This is a genomic window from Streptomyces sp. NPDC088915 (assembly GCF_044749825.1).
In the GTDB taxonomy this organism is placed as follows: domain Bacteria; phylum Actinomycetota; class Actinomycetes; order Streptomycetales; family Streptomycetaceae; genus Streptomyces.
The window spans coordinates 227659-249257 of the sequence record NZ_JBIVIR010000012.1 but is presented as its reverse complement, the minus strand read 5'-3'; the positions used below and the strand labels follow the sequence as shown (position 1 = coordinate 249257).

The window sequence follows — 21599 nt, the reverse complement described above, 5'->3', positions numbered from 1 at the left end:
GTCCATCAATAAAATGTCACACACCACACAAGGGAGTCCTTTCATGGTCCGCGAGCAAGCCCCTGTGCACGCCCCGCTGCAAACCCCCGCGCAAACCCCCGCACACCGCGACCGCCCCTGGCGCGGGATCATGGTCGCCACCGCCCTCCCCCTGCGCGACGACGGCTCCGTCGACCACGACGCCTACGCGCGCCACGTGGCCCGGCTGATCGCCGAGGGCTGCGACGGAGTCGTCCCGAACGGCTCCCTCGGCGAGTACCAGACGCTCACCGACGACGAGCGCGCCCGGGTGGTGCGGACCGCCGTCGAGGCGGCCGGGGACGGGGCCCGCGTCATGCCGGGCGTCTCCGCGTACGGCGCCGCCGAGGCCCGCCGCTGGGCCGAACAGGCCGCCGAGGCCGGCGCCGGCTCCGTCCTGCTCCTGCCGCCCAACGCCTACCGGGCCGACGAGGCGGCCGTACGCGACCACTTCGCCGCCGTCGCCGCCGTCGGCCTGCCCGTCGTCGCCTACAACAACCCCCTCGACACCAAGGTCGACCTCACCCCCGCCCTCCTCGCCCGGCTCCACGCCGACGGCAGCGTCGTCGCCGTCAAGGAGTTCAGCGGGGACGTCCGCCGCGCCTACGAGATCGCCGAACTCGCCCCCGGGCTCGACCTGTTGGCCGGCGCCGACGACGTCCTCCTCGAACTCGCCCTCGCCGGCGCGGTCGGCTGGGTCGCCGGCTACCCCAACGCCCTCCCGCGCACCTGCGCCGCCCTCTACCGGGCCGCCGTCGCCGGGGACCTCGACACCGCCCTCCCGCTCTACCGGTCCCTCCACCCGCTCTTCCGCTGGGACTCGAAGACCGAGTTCGTCCAGGCGATCAAGCTCTCCATGGACCTCGCCGGACACCACGGCGGCGTCTCCCGGCCGCCCCGGCTCCCGCTCGCACCCGAGCAGGAGGCCGCCGTCCGGGCCGCCACGGAGAAGGTCCTCGCGGAGGGGCACGCGTAACCCGGCCCGCGAGCAAGGCCGTAACCCCGCCCGCGACCCCGCCCGTGAAAAGCCCACCGGCCCGCCGGCTCGTCCGCCCGCCAGCCCGTCCGCCCGTCCGCCCGCCCGTCCTCACGACACCGACAGAAGGGGACCCATGCGCACCCGCCACGTCTACCACGCGGTGGACTCCCACACCGAAGGCATGCCCACCCGGGTGATCACCGGCGGCCTCGGGGCGATCCCCGGCGCCACGATGGCCGAGCGGCGGCTCCACTTCGCCGAGCACCTCGACCACCTCCGCACCCTCCTCATGTACGAGCCGCGCGGCCACGCGGCGATGAGCGGCGCGATCCTCCAGCCGCCCACCCGCCCCGACGCCGACTACGGCGTCCTCTACGTCGAGGTGTCCGGGCTCCTCCCGATGTGCGGCCACGGCACCATCGGGGTCGCCACCGTCCTCGTCGAGACGGGCATGGTGCCGGTCGCCGAACCCGTCACCACCGTCCGCCTCGACACCCCGGCGGGGCTCGTGAGCGTCGACGTACGCGTGGAGGACGGCGCCGCGAAGGCGGTCACGCTCACCAACGTCCCCTCCTACTGCGTCGGCCTCGACCTCAAGGCGGACGTGCCCGGGTATGGCACCGTCACCTACGACCTCGCCTACGGCGGCAACTTCTACGCCTTCGTCGACCTCGACGCCCTGGGGCTGCCCTTCGACCGCGACCGCAAGGACGACCTCCTCGCCGCCGGGCTCGCCGTCATGGCCGCGATCGACGCCGGACCCGACCGGCCGGTCCACCCGGAGGACCCCGCCATCGCCGGGATCAAGCACGTCTACCTGGCCGCGCAGGGCTCCGACGCCACCCGCTCGCGCCACGCCATGGCCATCCACCCCGGCTGGTTCGACCGCTCCCCGTGCGGCACCGGCACCAGCGCCCGCATGGCCCAACTGCACGCCCGGGGACTGCTCGCCCCGGGCACCGACTTCGTCAACGAGTCCTTCATCGGCACCGAGTTCACCGGCCGGATCGTCGGCGAGACCACCGTGGGCGGGCTGCCCGCCGTCGTCCCCACCGTCACCGGCCGGGCCTGGATCACCGGCACGGCCCAGTACTTCCTCGACCCCGACGACCCGTTCCCGGCCGGATTCCTCCTCTGAACCGTGCGGAGACGGGCGGCCCGTGCGGCGAAACGTGACATTGTACGATGCTCCTCCGTGACTTCTCGGAGGACGCACGCATGGGTGACCTGAAGCAGTACGGCCTCGTCAGGGCGCAGGAACGGCTCCGCGACCAGGTCGGGCACGCCCTCCGAGCCGCCCTGATAGCCGGGGAGCTGCGCCCCGGCCAGGTGTACTCGGCCCCCGGCCTCGCGAGCGACCTCGGCGTCTCCGCCACCCCGGTCCGGGAGGCCATGCTCGACCTGGCCCGGGAGGGCCTGGTCGAGCCCGTCCGCAACAAGGGCTTCCGCATCACCGAGGTCAGCGAGCGCGACCTCGACCAGTACACCGAACTGCGCACCCTCATCGAGGTCCCCACCGTCGGCCGGATCACGAAGACGGCCGCGCGGGAACGCCTGGAGGAACTCCGCCCGGTCGCCCAGGAGATCGTCGCCCGCGCCCGCGAGCACGACCTCATCGGCTACCTGGAGGCCGACCGCCGCTTCCACCTCGCCCTGCTCGGCCTCTCCGGCAACGAGCGCCTCGTCGAGACCGTCGGGGACCTGCGCAAGCGCTCCCGCCTCTACGGCCTGACGGGCCTGGACGAGGCCGGACTGCTCGTCTCCTCCGCCGAGGAGCACGTCGAACTCCTCGACCTCATGATCGCCGGGGACGCGCGCGGGGCCGAGGCCTGCATGCGCCGCCACCTCGGCCACGTCCGCTCCCTGTGGGCCGAGGGCCGCGACGGGCCGGCGGACGCCTGACGCACCCCGTTCCGGCGGCCACCGGCCGGCCGGTGCGGGTCCGGCGGGAAACGCCGACGGCTCCCGCCCTGCGTACAGGGGTGGGAGCCGTTCGGAACCGATGTGCGGTGCGCGCGGGTTACGCGTGACGGTGCGAGTGTCGGTTGCCGGTGACCATGCGGTAGAGGGCCAGCAGGATCACGGAGCCGACGATCGCGGCGACCCAGGTGGAGATCTCGAAGAAGCCGTCGACGGAGTCCACACCGAAGATGACCTTGCCGAGGAAGCCGCCGAGCAGGCCGCCGGCGATGCCGATGAGCATGGTGATGATGATGCCGCCGGGGTCCTTGCCCGGCATCAGGGCCTTGGCGATGGCGCCGGCGATCAGGCCGATGAGGATCCACGCGATGATGCCCACGATGCTTCTCCAGTCCGTCACATAAGGAACTTGTCAGTTCTTCGTCTGGACCAATCGGGCTCGCGTAAACGCCCCGCGTCGGAAAAACTTCGCGCCGGTGCTCCCGTGCCCCGCGGACAGGGCGGAGGACGCTCCCGGGACGCAAGGGAGTTCCCCGCTGTTCACGACGGCCGACGACCCCCGAGGCTGTGCCCAGTCCCCAGCGGCGGGGCGCCGGACGGAATCCCACCGGTGGCCCGTCCGCGCCGGCCCCTTCCCCCTCCGCGAAAGGGAACGCCCCCATGCGTCCAGTACGGAACCGCCACTTCCTCACCGGACTCGCGACGGTCACCGCCGTCGTCGGGCTCGGAGTCCTTCCCGCCCACGCCGGTCCTCCGGCTCCGTCCCCCACCGCCCCGGTGCCCGCCGACGTGCGCGCGGCGATGGGCCGCGACCTCGGTCTCTCCGCCGACGGCGTGCGCGACCGGATGGCCGCCGAACAGGCCGCGGAACGGGTCGCGACCGCCGTGCGCGCCACGGTGGGGGACCGCGTCGCGGGACTGTGGTTCGACGCCTCCGACGGGCGCCTGCACGCCGCCGTCACCACCGGCGCCGACGCCGACGCGGTCCGCCGGGCGGGAGCCGTCGCCCAGCGGGTCCGGCACTCCGCCGCCGCGCTCGACGCCACCGCCCGACAGGTCGGCCGGTGGGCCGAGAACGTCCCCGGCCTGCTCTCCTGGGGACCCGACGTGCGCGGCAACCGGGTCGAGGTCGTCCTCGACCCCGCCCGGGCCACCGCCGCCACCGACGCGTTCAGGACCCGCCTCGCCGGCCTCGGCGACCTGGTGGGGGTCACCGAGTCCGGGGACGCGCCCCGGCAGCAGGGCGGGAACGTGGTCGGCGGGGAGAAGTGGGTGCCGGGCACGGAGAGCCCGTGCTCCATCGGCTTCTCCGTCACCCGCTCCGGCGGTGCGAAGGCATTCCTGACGGCCGGTCACTGCACCAACGACGCCGACCAGGCCGCCTACGGCAAGGACGGCACCCGCGTCGGCACCTCCAACAAGAACGGCACCGGCAGCGTCAACGCCGCGGAGGGCGACTTCGGGATCGTCGACGTCGACCAGGCGGGCTGGCAGACGGCCCCGGCGGTCTCCGGATGGGGCAAGGGCGACGTCACTCTCACCGGCAGTGCCGAAGCCGTCGTCGGCACCGCGGTCTGCCGCTCCGGCCAGACCACCGGATTCCAGTGCGGCGAGGTCACCAAGGTGAACCAGAGCGTCGACTACGGCAACGTCGTCATCAACGGCCTTTCCTACTCCAGCGCCTGCTCCGCCGGCGGCGACTCGGGCGGCTCCTACGTCACCGCGACCGGAGGAAAGGCCGTGGGCCTGCACTCCGGAGGCGGCAGCGCCACCTGCTCCTCGGGCAGCGGCGAGAAGTTCACCATCTTCCAGCCCGTGAACGAGGCCCTCGCCAAGTTCGGCGCCTCCCTGGTCACCTCGACCCCGCAGCCCGGCGAGGTCACCGTCGCCGCCGTCTCCGCCCGAACCAGCCCCACCGGCACGCCCGTCGAGCTGAGGAACAGCGCCGAGGGCGGCACCGCCCCCTACACCTGGTCCGCCACCGGCCTCCCGGCCGGCCTGTCCGTCGCCCCGGCCACCGGGACGATATCCGGCACCCCGACCACGGCCGGCACCTCCTCCGTCACCGTCACGGCCACCGACACCGCCGGCCGCAAGGGCTCCACCTCCTTCACCTGGACCGTCACCGCCCCCGGCACGGGCAGCCCGGTCCTGGCCGCTCCCGGCAACCAGAACCTCACCGTCGGACGCCCCTTCGGCCTCGCCCTCCGGGCGAGCGGCGGCACCGCGCCGTACGCGTTCTCCGCGACCGGCCTGCCCGCCGGCCTCGGGATCGACGCGGCGAGCGGGCTCGTCTCCGGCACCCCCACCGCCTGGGGCTTCCGCAACGTCACCCTGACCGTCACCGACGCGACCGGGAAGAAGGCGTCCGCCACGGTCACCTTCACCGTCTGGTCCTGACCCCCTCCGGGTCCCGCCCCCCAGGACCCCGGGCCCCGGTCCCCCGACCGGGGCCCGGGGCCCGGGGCGCGCCCGTTCACACGCCCTCGCCGGGCCCCACGAGCGCGGCGAGCTCGGTGCGGTTGCGCACGCCGACCTTGCGGTAGACGCGGCTGAGCATCGCCTCCACCGTCTTGCGGGAGACGAACAGCCGGTGGGCGGCCTCGGGGTTCGTCCTCCCCTCGGCGACCAGGCGGACGAGGAGCCGCTCGCGCTCGGTCAGCCGGTACGCCTCCCCGCCGTCCGGACCGGCGGTCCCGGACGCGGCGCCCGCGAGACGGGCGAGGTGCCCGTCCACGAGTGCGGACCACGGATGCGCGCCCGCCCCGGCGCACACGGAACGGGCCCGCTCCCACACGGCCTTGGCCGTGGCGACCCGCCGGCGCCGGCGCTCGACCCGTCCCCACGCCAGCAGGGTGCGCCCCTGCTCGACGGGCCGGCCGAGGGCGGCGAACGCGGCGGCGGCCTCCTCGAAGACGCCGGCCGCCCGGTCGAGGTCCCCGGCCCGCGCGAGGCACAGGGCGCGGGCCCGGGAGACGGTGGCGCGCGCGAAGGCGTGCGGGGCGTGGGCGGCGGTCGCCCCGTCCAGGCGGTCCAGCATCCCGTGCGCCCGCTCCAGGAGCCCGGCGGCCGCGAACGCCTCCACGGCGTCGGCCTGCCACCGCAGGACGACGGGGTCGTCCGGCCGCGACGACCCCCCGCCGGCGGCCAGCTCCTCGAAGGCGGCGAGGGCCTGCCCGATCCGTCCGCAGTGGAGGTGCACCGCCCCCGCGATCCACAGACTCCGCGTGGTGTGGAGCCGGTCCCCCTCCGACCGGGAGGCCCGCAGGGCCCGCAGGGCGTAGGCCCCGGCCTCCTCGAACGAACCGCCGTGACAGTGGACGAGGGCGGAGGTGTACCAGACGGGGCCGGGGGAGAGGTTCGCCTCCCGGGTGTACGACCGGGCCCGCGCCGCCCACGCCAGGGCGTCCGCGCAGGCACCGAGCCCGGCGTCGACCTCGGCCAGGCTGCGGCACAGGTCGGTGAGGTCCTCCGCGCCCCCGGCGGCCTGCGCCACGGGAAGCAGGGCCAGCAGCGAGGTGCGCGCCCGCGCCAGGTGCCCGTCGAAGACGGCGAGCCGGGCCCCGAGGTACTCGGGACTGTTGGCGACCCCGAGGGCGTGCGGCGGCACCGCGAGGGACAGCGCCGACCGCAGGGTGGCACGTGCCTCGTCCGGCCGCCCCAGCACGCGCTCCATGCGGGCGGCCATCGTCAGGGCGGCCGCGTGCAGGGGGTCGTCGCCGGCGCCGCGGGCCAGCGCGGCGGCGGTGCGGGCATGGACGAGGGCCCCGTCGAAGTCCTCCGCGGCGACGTTGGCCCGGATGGCCGCCCGCAGTTCGACGGCGGCCAGCAGGCGCGGGTCGTCACGGGCGGCGCCACGGGCCGCGGCGAACAGCGTCTCCGTGGTGGTCAGGTCCTGCCCGCAGGCGTCGACGACCGCCAGCAGCGCCTTCACCCGCTGCTCGGGAGCGCCGTGCTCGCGCACGAGGCACGCGGCCGCGCGGCGGGCGCCCCCGACGTCCCCCGCAGCCGCCGCGTCCAGGGCGGCCTCGGCGAGCCGTTCGGACCGCGGCCCCGGCAGGTGGGGCGGGGTCAGCCGCGCGGCGAGCAGCATGAGTCCGGAGGCCAGGTCCCGGTCGCCCGCCGTCCGCGCGGCCACCGCGGCCCGCGCGGCGTCCTCGGCGGCCGGCCGGTCGGTCCCCTCCGTGGCCGTCGCCCGGTGCCACACGGCGCGCACCGGGTCGGACACCGCCGCGGCCAGGGCCTCGTGGTCACGGCGGCGGTCGGCGGCGGTGCCGGCCGCGGCGGCGGCGCGCGCCAGGGCCCGGGCGGAGAAGCGGACGGCGGTCGGGCCGGTGTCGTCCGGACCGTCCGGGGTGGTCAGCAGACCGGCGCGCACCGCGTGGGCGACGTGGTCGTGCGCCTCCCGGTGGCCCGCCCGGTACAGCAGGTCGGTGTCGGGCCGGTGCGCCAGGGCCGCCGTGCGCAGCGTCCGGCGCACCTCCTCCGGCACCGTGCGCAACCACGCGTCGGCGAGCGCGTCGGCCCGCTCCAGGCCGTCGAGGGGCAGGGGCCCGAGGGGCCCGCCCCGCGCGGGCGGCCGCCGTGCCAGCCCTTCGCAACAGGCCGCGAGGAGGGCGCGGTTGCCGCCGCAGTGGCGCAGGACGGCCGCACTCCAGCGCACCGGGAGACCGAGCGCCTCCAACCGGTCGGCGACCTCCTCGTGTCCCGCCGGGGGCACCGGGACGACCGGCGGATGGCCGCCGAGCAACTCCGCGGCGCGGTGCGGCGGCCCCACGGTCCGCTCCGCCGCGACCACCGCGAGGCGGTCCCGCCCCACCGCTCCGGCCGCGTGGCCCAGGACGTCGGCGCTGACCGGATCGAGCCACTGGACGTCGTCCACCGCCACCAGCGGACGCGGCGCCTCCCGCAGCGTCCGCGCGGCGAGGACGCGCAGCCGCAGCCTGGTCGCGGCGTCGACCTCCCCGCCCGCGTACGGCAGGAACTCCTCGGAGAGCTGCACCAGACCCGAACAGGGCAGCAGTTCGTCCCCCGGCCGGTTGCGGACGCGCCGGACCCCGCCGCTCCAGCGCCGGCACACGGCCTCCAGGAGGGTGCTCTTCCCGGCGCCCCACGGCCCGTGGACGACGACCCCGCCGTGGCGGGCGAGCAGCTCCGTCACCTCGCCGGCGACGGCGTCGGAGGCGTCGGGGACCGGGCGACGGCCGATGCCGCCGTCGGCGACGTCTGTGGTCATGGACGCACGCTAGGCGTCCCCCGGCTCCCCGACCAGAGCACCGGCCCCTCCCGGAAGGGAACGAGGGACCTCCCCTACGCCGGTGGGCGCGGATCAGCCGGGCTCCCCGCCCGGCGGGACGATCGCGCGCTTGAGGACCTTGCCCGTCGGCCCCTTCGGCAGGGAGTCGGCGAGCCAGATCCGGCGCGGATACTTGTACGGGGCGACCCGCTCGCGCACGTGGGCCCGCAGCTCGGCGGGGGAGGCGTACCGGCCGGGGCGCAGGACCACGGCGGCGGCGACCTCCTGGCCGTGCACCGGGTGCGGGACCCCGAGGACCGCCGCCTCCGCCACGTCCGGGTGGAGGTGCAGGACCTCCTCCACCTCCCTCGGGTAGACGTTGAACCCGCCCCTGATCACCACGTCCTTCAGCCGGTCCACCACCCGGAAGTCGCCCCGGGCGTCCCGGGTGCCGAGGTCGCCGGTGTGCAGCCAGCCGTCCCGCACCGCCTCCGCCGTGGCCTCCGGGCGGCGCCAGTACCCCTTCATCACGTTGTGGCCCCGGATCACGATCTCCCCGGCCTCGCCGTCCGGCACCTCCTTGCCGTCCCGGTCCACCACCCGCATCTCCACGCCGTCGACCGGGACGCCGATCGTGCCGGGGACGCGCGGCCGGCCGATCCGGTTCACGCACGCCAGCGGGGACGACTCCGACAGGCCGTACCCCTCCAGGACCGCGCAGCCGAAGGCGGACTCGAAGCCCGTGTGGACCGCCACCGGCAGTGGCGAGCCGCCGCACAGGCACACCCGGAGGGACGACGTGTCGTACCGGGCGCGCTCCGGGTGCCGCAGCAGCAGCCCGTACATCGTGGGCACCCCGAGGAAGACCGTGACCCGGTCCCGGGCCACGAGCGAGAGCGCGCCCGCCGGGTCGAAGCGGCTCATCAGGGTCAGGCAGGCGCCCACGGCCACCGCGCAGCCGAGCCCCATCACCTGCCCGAAGGAGTGGAAGAGCGGCAGCCCGCCGAAGACCACGTCCGGGGCCCCGAGCCCCAGGACCCGTACCCCCTCGTCGATGTTGCGCCGGATGTTCTCGTGGGTCAGCTCGGCGCCCTTCGGCTCCCCCGTCGTACCGGAGGTGTAGAGGACGACGGCGGTGTCCCCGGGCGTACGGGGCGTGGCCGCCGGCGCGGGGGCGTGGACGGCCAGGAGCGCGGTGAACTCCGCCGGTCCGACCGCCAGGTGCGGGGTGCCGGCCAGGCGGGCGCCCTCGGCGGCCTCCCCGCCGTCCCCGGGCCGGGAGAGCAGCAGCGCCGCCCCGGCGTCCGCCAGGCAGTGCCGGACCTCCCCGGCGCGCAGGAGCGGATTGAGCGGGACGACGATCGCGCCCGCGCGCAGGATTCCGTAGTAGAGCGCGGCGAACAGCGTGCTGTTGGGAAGCGCGACCGCGACCCGGTCCCCGGGCCGCACCCCGCGCGAGCGGAGCAGCGCGGCGGTCCGGTGGGCGAGCCCGTCGAGCTCCCCGTACGTCACCTCGTCGGCACCGAGCCGCAGCGCGGTCCGGTCGGGGTGCGCGCGGGCGCTCCGGTCGAGCAGCGCGGGGACGGTTCCGTCGTCGGCGGTCATCGGGCGGACTCCTTCGGGGGCGTACGGGACGGGTGCGGGTGCCGGTGCGGACGCGGTACGGGGCGGGGGACGGCGACCGAGGTCAGGAGCAGGCCGTCGCGGACGAGCCAGCGGCCGTGGAGGAGGGACGGGAGGGGACACGGGCCCGGGGGCGTCTCCGGTGACGCCGGTTCCGGTGGCGGGACGAGCAGACGGGCCCGGAAGCGGCCCGTGGCCGCGGGGTCGTCCGTACGCGCCTCCGGGGGCGGGGTTTCGTCCGGAGCGGCCTCCCACGCCACCTCGACGTCCTCGAAGCCGAGCCAGGCGCCGCCGTACCCGCTCCAGGCCTTGTAGACGGACTCCTTCGCGCTGAACAGCAGCCGGTCCCAGGCGATGTCCGGCCGCCGGGCGGTCAGTTCGCGCAGCCGCGCCGGCTCCGGGCCGAAGGCCACCGCCCCGCACACCCCGGGCGGCAGGGGCGCGTGCGGTTCGGCGTCGATGCCGAGCGCGAGGAAGCGGGCGGCCGGTGCCACCGCCGCGCCCCGGAACCCCGCGCAGTGCGTGAGGCCGCCGACCGTGCCCGCCGGCCACGCGGGCGCCCCGCGCCGCCCCCGCAGGAGCGGGACCCGGGGCGCCCCCAGGGCCGCCAGGGCCCGGTGGGCGCAGAGCCGGGCCGTCGTGAACTCGCGCCGCCGGCCCGGCGTCGCGCGCGCCACGAGGGCGGCCTCCTCGGGGAAGAGCCCCGCCGGTTCGGGGTCGCCGGTCTCCTCGGCGCCGTACGCCCCCTCGGGCAGCAGCGCGCCGAGCAGCGGCGCCCCGCGCCGGGCGCTCACGCGGGGGCGCCCGAGGCGGCCGACGCGCTCCGGCCGGTGTTCCCGGTCTCCCCGGTGTCCCCGGTCTCTCCGGCGGGCTCCGGGAACCCCGCCCAGGCCGCGATCCGCTCCACCAGACCCGTGTTGTGCCGGATCCAGCGGAAGTGGTCCAGGTCCCGGCCGCCCGCGTCCGCCGTCCGGTAGGTCCAGCGCTCGACGCGGGCCGGGGGGAGCTTCGCGCACAGGTGGTCCACGGCCCGGGCCGGCGCCAGGGCGTCGTGCTCGACGTCCACGGCGAGCACGGGCAGGGCGACGCCCCGCAGCGCCTCCTCGTAGTCGGCGGCCGCGCCCCGCGCCGCGTACCGTCCCGTCCTCAACTGCCGGGCCCAGTCCCGCATCAGCCCCGCCGACTCGCGCCCGCCGAACCCGAGCCGGTGGCCCGGCCAGTACCCGAGCAGCTCCGCACCCGCCACGCAGAGCAGGCTCCGCGCGAGCCACCGCGCCCCCGGTGGACCGAGGGTCCGCCACCAGGCCGAGCCGCTCGCCACCAGGACGACCCCGTCGAGGCGCGGCCGGAACAGCCCGCAGTGCACCAGGCCGAGCTGTCCGCCGAGGCTGTGCCCCAGGATCAGCCGGGGCGCGCCGGGGAAGGCGCGTGCGACGGCGTCGAGGACGGCGCCGATGTCGTGCTCGACGAGCTCGCGGTAGCCGAACCGGACCCCGCGCGCCGGGACCGGGACGCTCTCGCCGTGCCCGCGCGGGTCCACCGTCACCACGGTCGCCCCGCGCCGGTGCAGCGCCCGCGCCAGCGGGGTGTAGTGCCGGGCGGGCGTGCCCATCGCGGGCAGCACCACCACGACCGGGGCGGTGGGCTCGGGACGCGCGTGGACGCGGACGACGAGCCGGGCACCGTCCGGGGCGACGGGCTCGGCGAGCACGGGAAAGGGAGCGGCCCTTATCCCGTCCCGGGCTCCTGCCGTCTCTCCGGCCCTCGTCCCGTCCCGGGCTCCTGCCGTCTCTCCGGCCCTCGTCCCGTCCCGGGCTCCTGCCGTCTCTCCGGCCCTTATCCCGTCCCGGGCTCCTGCCGTCTCTCCGGCCCTTATCCCGTCCCGGGCTCCTGCCGTCTCTCCGGCCCCCGTCCCGTCCCGGACCTCCGCCGTCTCTCCGGCCCCCGTCCCGTCCCGGGCCTCCGCCGTCTCTCCGGCCCTCGTCCCGCTCCGGGCCTCCGCCGCCTTCCCGGTCCTCGTCCCGCCCCCGGCCCCCGCCGTCCCTCCGGTCCTCACTCCTCCTCCAGGCGCCATCCGATCACCCCCGCGCCCCAGGTGATCCCCGCCCCGAACGCCGCCACCCCCAGCAGGCCCGACCGGTCCAGGCGGCCCTCCCCGCGGGCCTGGTGGAGGGCGATCGGGATGGAGGCGGAGGAGGTGTTGGCGACCCGGTCGACGTTCAGGTAGAGCCGCTCCGGTGGGACGCCCAGCTCCTTGCCCACCGCCCGGACGATCCGCGCGTTGGCCTGGTGGGCGACGAACAGGTCCACGTCGTCGGCGGTCAGCTCCCGCCGCGCGAGGACCTCCCGGGCCGCCGCGCTCATCTTCTCCACGGCGTGCACGAAGATCTCGGGGCCGTCCATCCGCAGCTTCCGGTCGTACCGGTCGGCGTGGAGCAGCGGGACCAGGTTCCCGTCCGAACCGAGCCGGAACGCGGGCGCGGGCACGGCGTCCGGGGTGGCGCCGGCCACGTCCGCCACGACCACCGCCCCCGCCCCGTCGCCGAGCAGCACCGCCGTCGACCGGTCCCCGTGGTCGGTGATCCGGGTCAGCGCCTCCGCCCCGCAGACCAGGACGGTCCCGGCCCGGCCGGACTCGATCAGGGCGACGGCGTGGTCCAGGGCGTACACGAACCCGGCACAGGCCGCGTGCAGGTCGAACGCGGCGGCCCGGTCCGCGCCGAGCCGCGCGGCCACCTCCACGGCCAGACCGGGCGTGGTCCGGTCCGGGGTCGTGGTCGCGACGACGACGTGTCCCACGTCGGCCGCCGTGCGCCCCGACCCGGCGAGCGCCTCCCGCGCGGCGGCCAGGGCGAGATCGGCCAGGTGCCCGTCCTCGGGCAGGAAGCGGCGCTCCCGGATGCCGGTCCGCTTCACGATCCACGCGTCGGAGGACCCGATCGCCTCGAAGTGACTGTTGGGCACGGTCCGTTCGGGCAGCGCGGAACCGGTGCCGACGATCGCCGCGGTCACGGGCGCTCCTCCCGGGCGGTACGGGGCGGGGCGCCGGGCCCCGGTGGCTCGCCGACGGCCCGGGCGCCCATGCGGACGGCGTGCATCCCGCCGTCGGCGTGCACGATCTCGCCGGTGACGGCCGCCGCCAGGTCCGAGAGCAGGAACAGGACGGGGCCGACGAGCCGGGCCGGATCGGCGCGGTTCCAGCCGAGCGGGGCCTCCTGCTCCCAGCGGTCGGCGATCCGGTCGAAGGTGCCGACCGCCCGCCCGGCCACGGTCTCCACCGGCCCGGCCGCCACCAGGTTGACCCGGATCCCGGAGTGCCCGAGGTAGAGCGCGAGGTAGCGGCAGACCGAGCCGAGCGCGGCCTTGCCGACCCCCATCCAGTCGTACCCCGGCCACGCCCCCGACGCGTCGAAGTCCAGGCCGACCACGCTGCCCCGGGCCGGGCCGCCGCCCCCGCCCTGCCGCAGCAGCGGGGCGAGCGCGGTGGTCAGCGAGTGCAGCGAGAACGCCGCCGTGCGCAGCGCGAGCGTCGCGTCCTCGACGGGGGTCGTCAGGAAGTTGCCGCTGAGGGCGGACCCGGGCGCGGCGGCGATCGCGTGCAGCACGCCGTCCACCGCGCCCCAGCGGCGCTCCAGCTCCTTCGTGAGCCCGTCCAGGTCCTCGGGGCGCGTCACGTCGAGTTCGAGGACGTCGGCCGGGTACGGAAGGCCCGAGGCCGCCGCCTCCGTGATCCGCCGGGTGCGCCCGAAGCCCGTGAGGAGCACCTCCGCGCCCGCCTCCTGGAGGGCGCGGGCGGTGTGCCAGGCGATCGAGTCGTCGTTGAGGACCCCGGTCACCAGATAGCGGCGCCCCGCGAGGCCGAGCGGGTCGGGGGCGTGGTGGGAGTCGCGGGACGCGCGCATCAGGACCGTCCTTCCACGGCCAGGACCAGGGCCGCGTTGTGTCCGCCGAAACCGAACGAGGTGGAGAGCCCGACGAGGGTCTCCGCGCCGCCGCCGGACGCCCCTTCCGCGCGCGCGGTCAGCTTCCGTGCCGCCCCGCGGACGAGGTCGAGGCCGCCGAGCGCCGGGTCCGGCCGGCGCAGCCCCGCCGTCGGGGGCGCCGTGCCGTGCCGCAGCGCCTGGAGGGTGACGATCGCCTCGACCGCGCCCGCCGCGCCGAAGAGGTGGCCGAGGGCGCCCTTGGACGAGGAGAGCGGCAGCCCCGCGAGGACGCCGGCCCCGAGGGCCTGCCGCAGGGCCTCGCGCTCCAGGCGGTCGTTGAGGGGGGTGCCGGTCCCGTGGGCGTTGGCGTACGCCAGCTCCCCGGGCGCCGTCGCCGCCTCCCGCAGTGCGAGCGCGACCGCCCGCGCGGCCGGGCCGCCGGTGGGGTCGGGGGCCGTGACGTGATGGGCGTCGGAGGTCGCCCCGTACCCCCGTACGGTCCCGAGGGCCTCGGCGCCCCGCCCGGCGGCGCCCGCCGCCGTCTCCAGGACGAGGACCCCGGCCCCCTCGCCGATGACGAAGCCGTCCCGGTCCCGGTCGAAGGGCCGGGCCGTCCCGCCCGGCGAGAGCGCACCGGCGTTGGCGAACGCGGCGGCCACCACGTCGGAGACGGCCGACTCCGCGCCGCCGACCACGACGGCGTCCGCCGCCCCGGCGGCCAGCAGCCGCATCCCCGCGCCGACGGCCTGCGCGCCGCTGCTGCACGCGGACGCGACGCAGAGGCTCTCGCCCCGGAAGCCGTACCGCATGGAGAGGTGGGCGGCGGCCGCGTTCGCCATCATCTGCGGGACCATCAGCGGCGACACGAACTCCGCGCCCTCCGCCCCGTACACCTCGCGCTGCGCCTCGAAGGAGGCCGTGCCGCCGAGCCCGCAGCCGATGACGCAGGCGACCCGCTCGGGCCGCCACGGCGGGGCGCCGCCCGGCCGGTGGCCCGCCCGCGCGAGGGCCTCGTCGGCCGCCACCAGGGCCAGGTGGGTGAACCGGTCGGTGCGGCGCACGAGCGCGCGCGGCAGGTGGTCGGCGGGCGCGAAGTCCGCGTGCCGGACCGCCGGACGGCTTCCGGCGGCGGCCGACGCGCCCGCGACGGCCCGCTCGTGGAGGACGTCGGCGCCGACGCCCAGCGGGGTGACGGCGCCGAACCCGGTGACGACGACCGCCTCCCGCGCGCGGGGCCGCGCCGTGTCACTCAACTCCGGCCTTCTCGTAGCAGAGTGCGAGGATCTCCCCGACGGTGTCGATCCCGTCGAAGTCCTTCGTGCGGACCGGCACGCCCAGGTCCCGCTTCACGGACTGCGCGAGCTCGACCATGTCGAGCGAGTCGATCTCCAGGTCGTCCAGGGCGGCCCCGGGGCGCACGTCGGAGGCGTCGACGCCGAGTTCGACCAGGGCGTCGGTGATGAACTGCTCGATGGTGGCGCGGTCCAGGGTGTCGGACATGACTCTCCCGTGCGTGTAGGTCGGCCGAGGGGGAACTCAGGGGGCGGGCTTCGAGGGGTGGTACGGCGACCAGTGCCACTGGCGCCAGTAGCTCTCCGCGATCTCCACCCACTCCTCCAGGCGTGCGGCGTCGTCCAGGAAGCGGGCGGCGCTCACCACCAGCCAGCTGTAGACGGCCTGGCTGTCGCGGCAGCCGCCGCAGTCCCCCGAGGTGCAGCAGAACTGCAGCGACTCGTAGTCGGCGCCCCAGGCGGCGAAGCCCGGGATCACCGGATTGCCGTTGGCGACCCGCTCCTCGTGGTCCGGGTGGTCGACGCTGAGGCTCGGGCAGACGTCGTACCCGAAGCGCGCGCCCCAGTGCGAGGTCCCGGTGATCAGGCTGCGGATGAAGTACGGGTGGCTGACCACCGCCTCCGGATACGCCTCCTTCACCCGCAGCGCCTCCTCCAGGACCCGCCGCTCGTTCTCGATCCGGATCGGGTTGTCGGTGCCGTGCTCGCTGTAGAAGTTGAAGGTGACGAGGTTGCCGTTCTCCGCGATCCTGCGGACGGTCGGCTCCAGGTGCGGGAGCCCCGCCTCGGAGAGCGCGAAGATGAACAGGACCCGCGGGTCGTCCCGGTAGTGCGAGAGCGCCGTGTCGAACAGGCCGGTGAACTTCGACCCGTTGACGCGGACGGCCCGCAGGTCGTCGTCGAGCGGCCCGCCGCCGAAGACGCTGACGGCGACGGCGATGTGCTCGAAGCCCTGCCGGGGCATCGGCCGCAGGCCGTTGGTCGAGATGGTGACGTACGGGAGCTCTTCGACGAACGCCTCCACGCGCTTGAGCACCAGGGTCGGTTCGCCGCCGATCAGGGTCGCCTGGTTGACCCCCTCGTCCCGCAGCCGGCGGGCGAAGGACCGGATCCGGTCCACGTCCGACAGCTCGCGGACGGCGGTGTCGAAGCCGCCCTCGAAGTACCAGCAGCCCTTGCAGCGGATGTTGCACGCGTTGGTGAGGTGGACCTCGCAGGAGCGGACCTCGCGCCCGAGGCGGCGCAGCCGGTGCAGCCGCGGGGCGAGGTCGGGACGTTCGGCCAGGAGCGCGGCGGTGCGCTCCTTCGCCTCGCGGCGGCCGAGCGGACGCGGAGTGATGGTCAGGGGGGTGGCCATGGACGGGACTCCTCGGTGTTCCTGGGCCGGAACCGCTCCTGGACTGGAACGGCCCCCGGTCGGAACCGCTCCTGGACTGGAACGGCCCCCGGTCCGAACCGCTCCTGGACTGGAACGGCCCCCGGTCGGAACCGCTCCTCGGTCGGCACTGCTACTCGGGGACCTTCAGACCGAGGCTCTTGATCCGCGGGGTGACCTTCTCCCGCCAGATGTCGCGCGCCTCGCCGTTCGTGGTCTGCCGCAGCCCGAAACGGACCGCCAGCTTCGACCTTTCCGACCGCGGGCTGCCGAAGATCCGGACGAATCCCGGCCACAACCGGTCGAGACCCCGCTGGAGTTCTTCCCGGCCCTCCTCGGTACGGGCCAGATTCCGGCAGACACGGGCGCCGTGGGCGATGTGGATCTTCTCGTCGAGAATGATCGTGCGCACGGCCTCGGCCCACGGCTTGTAACTGCTCTGCGCGAATTCGGAGATCATCACCATCGCGGTCTCCTCGCCGATGTACGAGAAGATTCCGCGCTCCGCCCAGGTGGTGCAGGTGTGGAACTCGTGGCCGGCGAAGAGGTCCCGGTCGGCGAGGCGCTGCTTCTCCATGTATCCGGTGTCGACGCCGATGTCGGCGAGGATCCGCTTGCCGATCTTGTAGTGGTCGTACTCCTCGACGGCGCGCTCGGCGCACACCTGCCGTTCCTCGGCGTCCGGCGCCAGCGGCAGGAACACCTGGATGTAGTCGTCGGCGCCCGAGAGTTCGCCCTCGGTGTTCACGATCATTCCCCGGACGGCGATCTCCCGGTACTCCTCGGGCATGGCGAGGAATTCCTCGGGAGTGCGGACGACGACGACCTCGTCGGCGGGAAGGAAAGATGCCATGGTGATCCACTCGCCTCGCTCGTTCGACTTCGACCAGGAGCCCGCGGACATCGCGGTGGTGGAGCGGGGGAACGGTATCCACGGCGCCGCCCCCCATCAATGAGACCCCGTACCGGAATGGCCGGTTTCCCGGAGGCGACCGCCCCGCGCACGCCTTTCGATCAAGGGCGGACCGTGGCACTTCGGACAACACCGGAGAAGATCGAAGAGGCCGCCCTTTCCGGTGACGACCAGCGGAGGAGAACGGAGGAGGGGAATCCTCCGAATTCGCCCCGAGCGGCCGGAACCCTACGGCCCGCAGTGTGGCCGGAACGGCCCCGGAATTCCTTCGGAGACGGTCTTGTAGTGCGTCAACTCGGCCATGAAGGGCGCGAATCGAACGATCTGGACACCGCCTTGAATCTCTATATGCTGACGCCATGCTTTCTGCCGCCTCCACGCCCGCGAACGCCGCCCCCGCCACCCCCTCCGCGCCCGTGCCGGCCGCCGCCTCCCGGCTGGCCGATGTCGGCTCGTCACCGGTACGGGAGATCCTGGCGCTCACGGCGCGACCCGAGGTGATCTCCTTCGCCGGGGGCCTGCCCGCCCCCGAGCTGTTCGACGTCGCCGGGATGCGGGACGCGTACGACCGGGTCTTCGCGGAGAACCCGCAGCACGCGCTCCAGTACTCGACGACCGAGGGCGACCCGGAGCTGCGCACCGCCGTCGCCGAGCGGCTCACCGCGCGCGGGCTGCGCACGGACGCCGACGACCTGCTCGTCACCACCGGCTCGCAGCAGGCCCTCACGCTGCTCACCACCGCCCTCGTCGAACCCGGCGCCGTGGTCCTCGTCGAGAACCCCTGCTACCTCGCCGCCCTCCAGACCTTCGGCTTCGCCGGCGCCCGCGTCGTCCCCGTGCCCACCGACGACCAGGGCATCCTCCCGGCCGCCCTGGAGGAGATCGCGGCCCGCGAGAAGCCGACCCTGCTCTACGTCGTCCCCACCTTCCAGAACCCCACCGGCCGCACCCTCCCCGCCGAGCGGCGCGCCGCCGTCGCCGAGGCCGCGGCCCGCCACGGCTTCTGGATCGCCGAGGACGACCCGTACAGCGAACTGCGCTACGACGGCGAGCGCGTCCCCTGGATCGCCGCCGATCCCGCGGCGGCCGACCGCACCGTCCTGCTCGGCTCCTTCTCCAAGGTGATGGCCCCCGGCCTCCGGCTCGGCTACCTCCGCGCCCCCGCCGGACTGCGCCGCTCCTGCGTCATCGCCAAGCAGGCCGCCGACCTGCACACCTCCACCGTCGACCAGGCGGCGGCCGCGCGCTACCTCCGCGACCGGGACCTCGACGCGCACGTGGCGGTGATCCGCGCCGCCTACCAGGAGCGCAGGGACGCGATGCTCGAAGGCCTGCCGGCCGCACTGCCGGAGGGCAGCCGGTGGAACAGGCCGGAGGGCGGCATGTTCATCTGGGCGTCCCTGCCCGAGGGGTACGACGCCACGGCGCTCCTGAAGACCGCCGTCGGCCACGAGGTGGCGTACGTGCCGGGGGCGCCGTTCTTCTGCGGCGACCCGGACCCGGGCGCCATGCGGCTCTCGTTCACGACGCACTCGCCCGACGAGATCAGGGAGGGCCTCCGCAGGCTCGCCAAGAGCTTCGCCCGATGACGGGGCCGGGGGCGGAGGTGACAGTCGTGGGTGTGGGTGTGGGTGTGGGTGTGGGTGTGAGTGCGGGTACGGGTGTGGGTGCGGCCGTGGACGCGGCGGTCCCCGCCCCGCTCTCGCCGGACGAGCTCAACGCCCTCGTCCGGCGCCAGTTCCCCGACTACACGGCCTGCCGGGTCACCGAGGCGAGCGGGACCCACCTGCTCATGGAGGCGGACGGGGCACGGCTGCGCACCCGGCCCGGCGGCACGGTCTCCGGACCCGAGCAGGCCGGACTCGTCGACCTCGCCGCCTTCCTCCTGGTCAACGCCCGGCTCGGCCGCCCCACCCCCATGGCGCTCACCACCTCCCTCCAGATCAGCTACCTCAACCGCCCCCGGCCGGGCCTCCTCCGCACCCACGCGCGCATGGCCAAGTTCGGCCGGCGCCTCTGCGTGGTCCTCGCCGAACTCCGCGACGAAGGTGACGAACTGGCGGCCTCGGCCACCGTGACGTACTCCGTCCCGCCGCCGGCCCGGAACGAACCGGGAGGCGGGCGGGGGAGCGGTTCGGGGAGTGGGCCGACCGGGTGAGCTTCGGGCCCGACAGGCCGCCACGCCGTCATCACGTCGTGTCGTTGTTGGGCCGAACGGGTGAGGAGCGGGAGGATGGACCCATGAGTAGGTACGAGAGGTACGACGTCACCGACGAGCAGTGGGAGGGCCTCGCGCAGGTCGTGCCCCTGCGCGGCCGTGACGAATGGCCGTCCAGGGTCGACCACCGCACGATCCCCGAGCAGTACGAATCCGCCGAGCAGCGCCGCATGGTCGTGCTCCGCGTCCAGGTCTTCGCCGACGCCCGCGAGGTCGCCGAGTACCTCATCGCCCAGATCCCGGTGCTCCTCGATCTGACCGGCGCCGACACCGAGGTCGCCAAGCGGATCCTCGACTTCAGCAGCGGCGTCGTCTTCGGGCTCGGCAGCGGGATGCACCGCGTCGACCGGAACGTCTTCCTCCTCGCTCCGGCGGGCACGGAGGTCGAGGGCGCGGAGGGTGCGGACGAGGAGGAGGTCGTGGGCGGCCGGGCCGCCGGCGTCCCCCGATCGTAGGAAGGTCTCCTCGGCGTAACGGTTCGTCGGGGAAAGGGCTGCGTACGGTCCGGACATGGACCTCACCTGCGGCTCCGCGCTCGCCAGCACGTCGAAGAACCGCCCCTCCGACCCCGCTCCCCCCGCAGCTCCCGCTTCCGTCCCCGACGCCGTCCCCGCTCCCGGCGCCGTTCCCTCCTCCGACGCGGCCCCCTCTGCCGGGCCGCGCGTCCCGGAGGCCCGCACCTCCGCCGCTTCCACGTCCGCTTCCGCGTCCGTGCCCGCCTCCAGGCGGGGCGCTTCCCTTCCGCGCGCCACCCGGCCCCGTGCCTCCGTCCCCGAGGCACGGGGCCCGGTCGCACCAGAGGCCCGGGAGACCAGGGCGGCCAGGGAAGGCCGGGAAGCCGGAGAGGTCCGGGAGACCCGAGGGGCCTGGGAGACCAGGGAGGCGCGGGAGACCAGGGAGGCGCGGGAGACCAGGGAGGCGCGGGAGACCAGGGAGGCGCGGGAAAGGCAGGAGGGGCAGGAGGGGCAGGAGGGGCGGCCCGACGCCCGGCCCGCCGTCACCGAGTTGCGCCTCTCCGCGTTCGCCGGCCGCCGTTCCGCCGTGCACGCGCTCGGGCCCGTGACCCTCTTCGCCGGGCCCAGCGGCAGCGGCAAGACCACCACCCTGCGGGCGTACGAGGCGCTGGCCCGGCTCTGCGCGGGCGACCCGCTCGACGAGGTGTTCCCGGACGCCGCCGACCTCGTCCCCGAGCGCGCCCGGCCCGACGCCCAGGGCCGGCGCGGGTTCCGCGTCGGGTGCACCGTCGACGGACCGTGCGGCCCCGTCCGCCTCGACCTCGCCGTGCAGGCCGAGCCCCGGCTCCGCATCGTCGGCGAACGGCTCACCGCCCGGGGCCGCACCCTGCTCGCCACCGCCCTGCGCGACCCCGGCCGCAGCACCGTCCAGGCCGAGTGGCACACGGCGGGCGCCACCCCCGTCACCAGGGCCCCGCTCCCCGACGACCTCCTCGGTACGGCCCTGCTGCCGCTGCGGGTCGCCGGCAAGACCCCCGGCCAGCTGGAGGTCCTGGCCGCCGCCGAGCAGGTGGTCGTCGGACTGCGGTCCGCCTTCGCCTGCGACCCCCGGCCCGAACGGATGCGGGCCCCCGTGCCGCCCGGCGAGGGACGGCTGCGGCGCGACTGCCGGAACCTCGCCGAGGTCCTGCACCGCACCCACAACGACTGCCCGCGCCGTCACCACCGCCTGGCGACCGTGGCGGGAGCGGGCTGCGCGGGGACCGTCACGGGGCTCGGGGTCCGGGAGCTCCCGGAGGGCACCGTCCGGGCGGTGCTCGAACGGGGCGGCCGGCCCGAGACCCCGCTCGGCCGTCTCGGCGACGGCGAACTGCGCTACCTGGCGCTCGCCCTCACCCTGCTCACGGGCCCCGGGGTCCTGGAGATGGACCGCGTCGCCGAGGTGCCCGACGCCATGCAGAGCCTGACGCTGCTCGCCGACGGCCTCGACCGGGGCCTCGACCGGCGCCAGTCGGGCGGGCTGCTCCGCCTCGCCGTGGAGATCGCCGGGGACGGGCACATCCGCCTCGCGGGCACGGTGGGGGACCGGACGGCGGCGGAGGCGCGCCGGACGCCCGGGGTGACGGTGGTAGACCTGGACGGGTGACG

The 21599-nt window shown here is 75.7% G+C and carries 19 protein-coding genes; 8 read left to right on the top strand and 11 right to left on the bottom strand.

Going from position 1 to position 21599, the window contains the following annotated elements; all coding sequences use genetic code 11:
• Positions 1-130 precede the first annotated feature (130 nt).
• The 3 genes from ACIP5O_RS23070 (at position 131) to ACIP5O_RS23060 (ending at position 2899) form a co-directional block, all read left to right on the top strand.
• Positions 131-994 carry a dihydrodipicolinate synthase family protein gene (locus ACIP5O_RS23070; protein ID WP_260606727.1) on the top strand — a complete coding sequence of 288 codons (864 nt, stop codon included), beginning with the start codon at positions 131-133 and terminating at the stop codon, positions 992-994.
• Between the two features lie 136 nt (positions 995-1130).
• On the top strand, positions 1131-2135 hold the full coding sequence (locus tag ACIP5O_RS23065) for a proline racemase family protein (RefSeq protein ID WP_401296210.1): 1005 nt from the start codon (positions 1131-1133) through the stop codon (positions 2133-2135).
• A gap of 80 nt (positions 2136-2215) precedes the next feature.
• Positions 2216-2899, top strand: a complete 684-nt coding sequence (locus tag ACIP5O_RS23060) for a GntR family transcriptional regulator (RefSeq protein WP_401296208.1) — start codon at positions 2216-2218, stop codon at positions 2897-2899.
• Between the two features lie 118 nt (positions 2900-3017).
• Here the strand turns inward: ACIP5O_RS23060 and ACIP5O_RS23055 are convergent, their stop codons facing one another.
• Positions 3018-3296 carry a GlsB/YeaQ/YmgE family stress response membrane protein gene (locus tag ACIP5O_RS23055; protein WP_356547461.1) on the bottom strand — a complete coding sequence of 93 codons (279 nt, stop codon included), beginning with the start codon at positions 3294-3296 and terminating at the stop codon, positions 3018-3020.
• Between the two features lie 281 nt (positions 3297-3577).
• Here ACIP5O_RS23055 and ACIP5O_RS23050 point away from each other — a divergent pair, with 281 nt between their 5' ends.
• On the top strand, positions 3578-5317 hold the full coding sequence (locus tag ACIP5O_RS23050; RefSeq protein WP_401296206.1) for a putative Ig domain-containing protein: 1740 nt from the start codon (positions 3578-3580) through the stop codon (positions 5315-5317).
• Between the two features lie 76 nt (positions 5318-5393).
• Here the strand turns inward: ACIP5O_RS23050 and ACIP5O_RS23045 are convergent, their stop codons facing one another.
• From ACIP5O_RS23045 to ACIP5O_RS23000, 10 genes are all read right to left on the bottom strand, one after another.
• Positions 5394-8153, bottom strand: coding sequence for a LuxR C-terminal-related transcriptional regulator (locus ACIP5O_RS23045; RefSeq protein WP_401296204.1), 2760 nt, complete (start codon positions 8151-8153; stop codon positions 5394-5396).
• 93 nt (positions 8154-8246) lie between these two features.
• Positions 8247-9758 carry a long-chain fatty acid--CoA ligase gene (locus tag ACIP5O_RS23040; protein ID WP_401296202.1) on the bottom strand — a complete coding sequence of 504 codons (1512 nt, stop codon included), beginning with the start codon at positions 9756-9758 and terminating at the stop codon, positions 8247-8249.
• Complete coding sequence (locus tag ACIP5O_RS23035) at positions 9755-10546, bottom strand: 4'-phosphopantetheinyl transferase (RefSeq protein ID WP_401296284.1); 792 nt, start codon at positions 10544-10546, stop codon at positions 9755-9757. Before ACIP5O_RS23035 ends, ACIP5O_RS23040 begins: the two co-directional genes overlap by 4 nt.
• A gap of 20 nt (positions 10547-10566) precedes the next feature.
• On the bottom strand, positions 10567-11487 hold the full coding sequence (locus tag ACIP5O_RS23030; RefSeq protein ID WP_401296200.1) for an alpha/beta fold hydrolase: 921 nt from the start codon (positions 11485-11487) through the stop codon (positions 10567-10569).
• A 341-nt stretch (positions 11488-11828) separates the two neighbouring features.
• Positions 11829-12788, bottom strand: a complete 960-nt coding sequence (locus ACIP5O_RS23025; RefSeq protein WP_401296198.1) for a beta-ketoacyl-ACP synthase 3 — start codon at positions 12786-12788, stop codon at positions 11829-11831.
• Positions 12785-13678, bottom strand: coding sequence for an enoyl-ACP reductase FabI (gene fabI / locus ACIP5O_RS23020; RefSeq protein WP_401296196.1), 894 nt, complete (start codon positions 13676-13678; stop codon positions 12785-12787). The genes ACIP5O_RS23025 and fabI overlap by 4 nt, the downstream gene beginning before the upstream one ends.
• Positions 13678-14952 carry a beta-ketoacyl-[acyl-carrier-protein] synthase family protein gene (locus tag ACIP5O_RS23015; protein WP_401296194.1) on the bottom strand — a complete coding sequence of 425 codons (1275 nt, stop codon included), beginning with the start codon at positions 14950-14952 and terminating at the stop codon, positions 13678-13680. The genes fabI and ACIP5O_RS23015 overlap by 1 nt, the downstream gene beginning before the upstream one ends.
• Positions 14945-15199, bottom strand: a complete 255-nt coding sequence (locus ACIP5O_RS23010) for an acyl carrier protein (protein WP_356547326.1) — start codon at positions 15197-15199, stop codon at positions 14945-14947. Before ACIP5O_RS23010 ends, ACIP5O_RS23015 begins: the two co-directional genes overlap by 8 nt.
• Before the next feature lie 36 nt (positions 15200-15235).
• Positions 15236-16348: a radical SAM protein gene (locus tag ACIP5O_RS23005; RefSeq protein ID WP_401296191.1), complete on the bottom strand. Its 1113-nt coding sequence runs from the start codon at positions 16346-16348 to the stop codon at positions 15236-15238.
• Positions 16349-16499: 151 nt separating this feature from the next.
• On the bottom strand, positions 16500-17219 hold the full coding sequence (locus ACIP5O_RS23000; RefSeq protein WP_401296189.1) for a Phenylacetic acid catabolic protein: 720 nt from the start codon (positions 17217-17219) through the stop codon (positions 16500-16502).
• A gap of 419 nt (positions 17220-17638) precedes the next feature.
• On the opposite strand from ACIP5O_RS23000, the gene ACIP5O_RS22995 reads away from it, so the two are divergent.
• From ACIP5O_RS22995 to ACIP5O_RS22980, 4 genes are all read left to right on the top strand, one after another.
• On the top strand, positions 17639-18868 hold the full coding sequence (locus ACIP5O_RS22995; protein ID WP_401296187.1) for a PLP-dependent aminotransferase family protein: 1230 nt from the start codon (positions 17639-17641) through the stop codon (positions 18866-18868).
• A gap of 86 nt (positions 18869-18954) precedes the next feature.
• The gene (locus ACIP5O_RS22990) at positions 18955-19437 is read left to right on the top strand and encodes a PaaI family thioesterase (protein ID WP_401296185.1); all 483 of its coding nucleotides are present in this window, start codon (positions 18955-18957) and stop codon (positions 19435-19437) included.
• Positions 19438-19520: 83 nt separating this feature from the next.
• Positions 19521-19952, top strand: a complete 432-nt coding sequence (locus tag ACIP5O_RS22985; protein ID WP_125667861.1) for a cell division protein SepF — start codon at positions 19521-19523, stop codon at positions 19950-19952.
• 550 nt (positions 19953-20502) lie between these two features.
• Positions 20503-21597 (top strand): ATP-binding protein, encoded by a 1095-nt coding sequence (locus ACIP5O_RS22980; RefSeq protein WP_401296282.1) that lies wholly within the window; start codon positions 20503-20505, stop codon positions 21595-21597.
• Positions 21598-21599: the final 2 nt, after the last annotated feature.

Bases quoted from the DNA above. Each gene is read 5' to 3' on its own strand.
- ACIP5O_RS23000 (WP_401296189.1), bottom strand. From the start codon at position 17,219: ATGGCATCTTTCCTTCCCGCCGACGAGGTCGTCGTCGTCCGCACTCCC.
- ACIP5O_RS23010 (WP_356547326.1), bottom strand. From the start codon at position 15,199: ATGTCCGACACCCTGGACCGCGCCACCATCGAGCAGTTCATCACCGAC.
- ACIP5O_RS23070 (WP_260606727.1), top strand. From the start codon at position 131: ATGGTCGCCACCGCCCTCCCCCTGCGCGACGACGGCTCCGTCGACCAC.
- ACIP5O_RS22985 (WP_125667861.1), top strand. From the start codon at position 19,521: ATGAGTAGGTACGAGAGGTACGACGTCACCGACGAGCAGTGGGAGGGC.
- ACIP5O_RS23040 (WP_401296202.1), bottom strand. From the start codon at position 9,758: ATGACCGCCGACGACGGAACCGTCCCCGCGCTGCTCGACCGGAGCGCC.
- ACIP5O_RS23050 (WP_401296206.1), top strand. From the start codon at position 3,578: ATGCGTCCAGTACGGAACCGCCACTTCCTCACCGGACTCGCGACGGTC.
- ACIP5O_RS23005 (WP_401296191.1), bottom strand. From the start codon at position 16,348: ATGGCCACCCCCCTGACCATCACTCCGCGTCCGCTCGGCCGCCGCGAG.
- fabI (WP_401296196.1), bottom strand. From the start codon at position 13,678: ATGCGCGCGTCCCGCGACTCCCACCACGCCCCCGACCCGCTCGGCCTC.
- ACIP5O_RS23060 (WP_401296208.1), top strand. From the start codon at position 2,216: ATGGGTGACCTGAAGCAGTACGGCCTCGTCAGGGCGCAGGAACGGCTC.
- ACIP5O_RS23065 (WP_401296210.1), top strand. From the start codon at position 1,131: ATGCGCACCCGCCACGTCTACCACGCGGTGGACTCCCACACCGAAGGC.
- ACIP5O_RS22995 (WP_401296187.1), top strand. From the start codon at position 17,639: ATGCTTTCTGCCGCCTCCACGCCCGCGAACGCCGCCCCCGCCACCCCC.
- ACIP5O_RS23045 (WP_401296204.1), bottom strand. From the start codon at position 8,153: ATGACCACAGACGTCGCCGACGGCGGCATCGGCCGTCGCCCGGTCCCC.